The organism is Chitinimonas sp., from assembly GCF_041904975.1.
Lineage (GTDB): Bacteria > Pseudomonadota > Gammaproteobacteria > Burkholderiales > Chitinimonadaceae > Chitinimonas.
In genome coordinates this window covers 1-4,612 of record NZ_JAYRLZ010000312.1, presented here as the reverse complement: position 1 = coordinate 4,612, position 4,612 = coordinate 1, and the positions used below count along the sequence as shown (strand labels likewise).

General features: G+C 62.9%; 5 protein-coding genes. 3 read left to right on the top strand and 2 right to left on the bottom strand.

All coding sequences use genetic code 11. The annotated features are described in order from the left end of the window. The coding region (locus ACE3OH_RS19715; protein ID WP_374357186.1) for a helix-turn-helix transcriptional regulator at nt 1-286 on the bottom strand (286 nt) is incomplete at its 3' end. 109 nt (nt 287-395) lie between these two features. Then, nucleotides 396-1,289 carry a LysR substrate-binding domain-containing protein gene (locus tag ACE3OH_RS19710; RefSeq protein ID WP_374357184.1) on the bottom strand — a complete coding sequence of 298 codons (894 nt, stop codon included), beginning with the start codon at nt 1,287-1,289 and terminating at the stop codon, nt 396-398. A gap of 109 nt (nt 1,290-1,398) precedes the next feature. Here ACE3OH_RS19710 and ACE3OH_RS19705 point away from each other — a divergent pair, with 109 nt between their 5' ends. The 3 genes from ACE3OH_RS19705 to phnC all read left to right on the top strand — a co-directional run. Beyond that, nucleotides 1,399-2,859, top strand: a complete 1,461-nt coding sequence (locus ACE3OH_RS19705; RefSeq protein ID WP_374357182.1) for a PAN domain-containing protein — start codon at nt 1,399-1,401, stop codon at nt 2,857-2,859. A gap of 244 nt (nt 2,860-3,103) precedes the next feature. Further along, nucleotides 3,104-3,973 (top strand): phosphonate ABC transporter substrate-binding protein, encoded by an 870-nt coding sequence (gene phnD / locus ACE3OH_RS19700; RefSeq protein WP_374357180.1) that lies wholly within the window; start codon nt 3,104-3,106, stop codon nt 3,971-3,973. Further along, nucleotides 3,970-4,612 (top strand): phosphonate ABC transporter ATP-binding protein (gene phnC / locus ACE3OH_RS19695; RefSeq protein WP_374357178.1); only part of this gene is annotated, 643 nt, incomplete at its 3' end. The genes phnD and phnC, both read left to right, overlap by 4 nt.

Genomic DNA, 4,612 nt, shown 5'->3' with positions numbered 1-4,612 from the left:
GGTCGAGCTGTTGCAGCAAGGTCCTCATGGTCAGCAATGCGCGAGTCTGATGGGCGTCGAACCATAGTCCGGGCAGATGGAATGCCGGCCCGCCGCCCCCCTTGTCGAGGCGATAGCCCTGCAAGTCGCGGTCGAACACGATGGGCGCATGCAGCCGGTCGCGCAGATAGGCCAGATCGCGCTTTAAGGTGGCTAACGAGACTTCCAGCTCAGCCAGAAACGTATTGGTGGGAACAACCCGCCGGCTCGCCAGCAGCTGATTGATGCGATACAAACGCTCGTGCATGCCTTCCCTCCGCCAACCATTGCGCCGGTGCGCCATAGCACCGGCAAGCCCGGGCAATCATGGCGCACCGCAAGCTCATTTCATGAGCCTGCGCACGAGTCCGACTTGCTCACTGCGGCACACCGGATAGCTCTGGCGCGGCGCGCAAGGCGGCCGCCTGCTCGAAGAACGAAGCGATCAGCCGACTCTGGCGGCGCTCTGCCAGGCAGTACAGATAGGTTTCGGTATAGGCCGGGTCGCCGGCAATGCGCACCGGACAAATGCGTGGATCGGGAATGAATTCGGCTTCGGAAACCGCGCCGATGCCGATGCCACGTGCCACCGCCTCGCGCAATGCCTCGCGGCTGCCGATTTCCATCGCCAGCTTCGGGCTGACACCGGCCTGCTGCAGCGCTGCTTCCAGCGCGCGCCGCGTGCTGGAACCGCTTTCACGTTGCAGCATCGGCTGGCCGGCCAGCTCCTCCAGCGCCACCACACCGCGCTGGGCAAACGGATGGCTGCGCTCGACAAACAGGATGATGGCGTGGCGGGCGTAGTGCAGGGTTTCAAAGCCCGGTGCATCGTGAAAACGCGCCAGCACGCCGATGTCGATCACATAGTTTTCCAGATCGGCAAACACATCGGCGGAATTGCCGAGCCGGATCGACAGCTCGATACCGGGGTGCCGCCCGCGATAGGCATCCACCATCTCGATCACATGAAACGGCCCGACCGCGCCAATGCGCAGCCGGCCGGTGTGCAATTCACCGCTGTCATGCAGCAGGTTGTAGGCCTCCACTTCCAGACTGGCCAGCTGGCGGGCGATCGGCAGCAGGGCCAGGCCCACACTGCTCAGTTCGATGCGATGGCCGCGCCGGTGAAACAATTCGACCTTGTGCTGGCGCTCCAGCGCCTGTACCTGGGTAGTGAGGGTCGGCTGGCTGAGGCCGCAGGCGCGGGCTGCGGCACTGAAATTGCCATGACGGGCAACCGCCAGAAAGGCGCGGAGCTTGGCGCTGGACATCAATAGACTTTCACGATGATTCACTGGGGAAAACCATATTGATTCGATAGCGTGACCGTCATGTGACATGCCCAGTCTGCAGGCTTTCCATTCCGCCTGGAGGCGATTCATGCAAACGAGCCTGTCAATAACCCGACCAAGCCGCCATACGCCCGCCGTGCTGCTGGCGCTACTGGGCAGCATCGCCCTGGCGCTGCCGCTGGACTATTTCGACCGCAGCGCCAATGCCGCCATCGCCGGCCACAATACCGAGCATCTGCAGCAGGTGGCGCCCGCCGACTGCGCCACCGCCTGCCTCGATGCGAGCCGCTCATCCTGGTGCGTATCGTTCGACTACGACAAGCTCAAGCAGGCTTGCGACCTGAGCGATGTACGCGCCAGCGATGTCGGCGGCCTGAAAACCGACTACCCCGGCAACCCCTATGACCATTACAGCCTGCGGCCGGCACTGCTCAAGCAATTCAGCCTGAGCCGCGATGCCGCCATTGCCGGCCACAATACCGAGCAGCTGCGCAATGCCAGCCCGAGCGATTGCGCCGCTGCCTGCACCGCCCTGCCACGCCGCGCCTGGTGCCGCTCGTTTGACTATTACAAGGCGCAGCAGGCCTGCGACTTGAGCGATGTGCGCGCCAGCGACGTGGGCGGCCTGAAAACCGATTATCCCGGCAACCCCTATGACCATTACTCGCTGATTGCCGGCGAAGGCCGGCCCAACCCGCTGCCCGGTGACAAGCATGTGCTGTTGATCGGCATCGATGGCCTGCGCGGCGACAGTATTGCCTGCCAGGGCTGTGCACCGCTCACCGCCTTGCCGGCCCTGATTGCCAGCGGCGCCTTTCATGCGAATGTGCTGGCCGGCGGCAGCCAGCCTACCGTCAGCGGGCCGGGCTGGGCCTCGGTGTTCACCGGCTTCTGGGCCGACCAGCATGGCGTGGTATCGAACGATGCCAGCCTGCCACTACAACGGCCGCATGTGTTCGACCTGATCAAGCAGCAATATCCGGACGCCACCGTGGCGGTAGTCGGTGACTGGTTCAATATCAGCCACAATCTGGCACCACGGCAGGCCGACTTCATTGAAGTGAATGCGCCGAAGAATTCGCAGCAGGCCAGCGATGCGGTAAAGCGGATGCTGGGCTGGCGCCATGCGCCCTCGGCGATTTTTTACTATCTGCACAATGTCGATATCCATGCCGCCAGCTATGCGCCGCTGCATCCTTACTACCAGAGCAAGATCAGCGCCGAAGACCAGCAGATCGCCCAGGTGCTGGCAGCCCTGGTGGCGCGCCCGAACTATCTGAACGAGGAATGGCTGATCGTGGTCACTTCCGACCACGGCGGCCTCAATAGCGGCCATGGCGGCCAGTCGGCCGCTGAGCGCAACAGCTTCCTGATCCTGAACAACCACTATCTGAACCCCGGCAAACCCGCCTATTGCTCGGGCGACCTGAGCAGCGCGCCCTTAAGCCAGGTTGATGGTGCCACCCCGCATATTCTCGATTTCCTTGGCCTGCCCAATCACAGCGCTGGCCACACCCATCCGGCCTGTGGCTTTCGCCGGGCACGATAGCCGCTACAAGGCCAGCAATATTTCGGTCGCGGAAAACCCGGCTCAAAGCCGGCACTGCGTCGTCAATCCTTCGCCCAGCGCCTCTACCATATCCGGGACGGGCGCTGTTCGTTTGGCGCAGTGCGATGCACATCCATAGATACCATCAATAGTTTCAAGGAAATTTTACTGCCAATCCGATAGATCAGCTGTCATCTGCGCTGGCTAAGCTGCGGGCCATTCTCCTCCATCAGACAGGAATGCCATGAAGCTGCTTGCCCAACGCCTGCTGGCGACACTCTGCCCCCTCGTACTGCTCACACTGGCCAACCCGGCCCAGGCAGCTGCACAGCTGACCATCGGCCTGATTCCGGCCGAAGACTCGCAAGCGATGATAGAAAGCAGCCGGCCGATGCTCGATGGCTTGCAGCAACAACTGGGCATGCCGGTAAAACCGTTTGTCGCGTCGGACTACAACGGGGTGATCGAAGCGCTGCGGGCCAAAAAACTCGACGTCGCCTACCTCGGGCCATTCTCGTATGTGATGGCCACCTCGGTAGCCGATGTCGAAGCATTTTCGGTGGCGGTGACCAAGAAAGCAGGCCAGAGCACCTACAAGAGCGTGATCATCACCCGCAAGGACAGCGGCATCAATTCGCTGGGCGAACTCAAGGGCCGCAACTTCGCTTTTGTTGACCCCGGTTCGGCATCGGGCCATCTGTTCCCGAAATCGGGCCTGACCCAGGCCGGCTTCGCGCCGGACGGCCTGTTTGGCCGGGTGATCTTCTCCGGCTCGCACGATGCCAGCATTCTGGCTGTGGCCAACAAGAAGGTGGACGCCGCCGCCGTGGCCGACCGCATCCTCGCCCAGGCGGTAGCCAAGGGCGTGGTCAAGCAGGACGACTTCCGCATCATCTGGACCTCCGGCCCGATTCCCGAGTCGCCGATGGTGTGGCGCAAGGATCTCGATCCGGCCCTCAAGGACAAGCTGAGCCGCGCGCTGGCCAACCTGAAGGATCTGCCATGGGGCGACCAGGGCCTGCTCAATGGCTTTCACCCCACCAATGACGCGGCCTATGACATCGTCCGTGACACCGCCAAGGTGCTCAAGCTCGACCTGAAGGGCATGAAATGATCGAAATACGCCGCCTGAGCAAGGCCTATGGCAGCAATCAGGTATTGCGCAGCATCGATCTCTCGGTGGCGCCCGGTGAATTCCTGGCGGTGCTTGGCCAGTCCGGCGCCGGTAAATCCACCCTGTTGCGCTGCCTGAACCGGCTGGTGCAGGCCGATGACGGCGAGTTGCGGGTTGCCGGCCATGATGTGATGCTAGCGGGCAATGAGCGGGCACTGCGCCGGCAGGTGGCCATGATCTTCCAGCACCACCATGTGGTGCCGCGCTTGTCGGTGCTGAAAAATGTGCTGACCGGCCGCCTGGGTTCGGTTTCCACCTTCGCCTCGCTGATGCAGCTGTTTCGCAGCAGCGATGTGGCGCTGGCCCATCAGTGTCTGGAGCGGGTTGGCCTGGCGCACAAGGCCGCTGCGCGCAGCGATTCGCTTTCAGGCGGCCAGTTGCAGCGAGTCGGCATTGCCCGTGCATTGGCCCAGCAGCCCAGTCTGATTCTCGCCGACGAGCCGATTGCCAGCCTCGACCCGCAAACGGCGGTGCAGGTGCTCACCTGCCTGCGTGAATCGGCCCGGGCACTCGGCATTACCGTGCTGTGCAATCTGCACCAGATCGACCATGCCCGCGCCTTTGCCGACCGGATTGTCG

Coding starts and splice junctions, on each gene's coding strand:
- ACE3OH_RS19705 (WP_374357182.1), top strand. CDS start 1,399: ATGCAAACGAGCCTGTCAATAACCCGACCAAGCCGCCATACGCCCGCC.
- ACE3OH_RS19710 (WP_374357184.1), bottom strand. CDS start 1,289: ATGTCCAGCGCCAAGCTCCGCGCCTTTCTGGCGGTTGCCCGTCATGGC.
- phnD (WP_374357180.1), top strand. CDS start 3,104: ATGAAGCTGCTTGCCCAACGCCTGCTGGCGACACTCTGCCCCCTCGTA.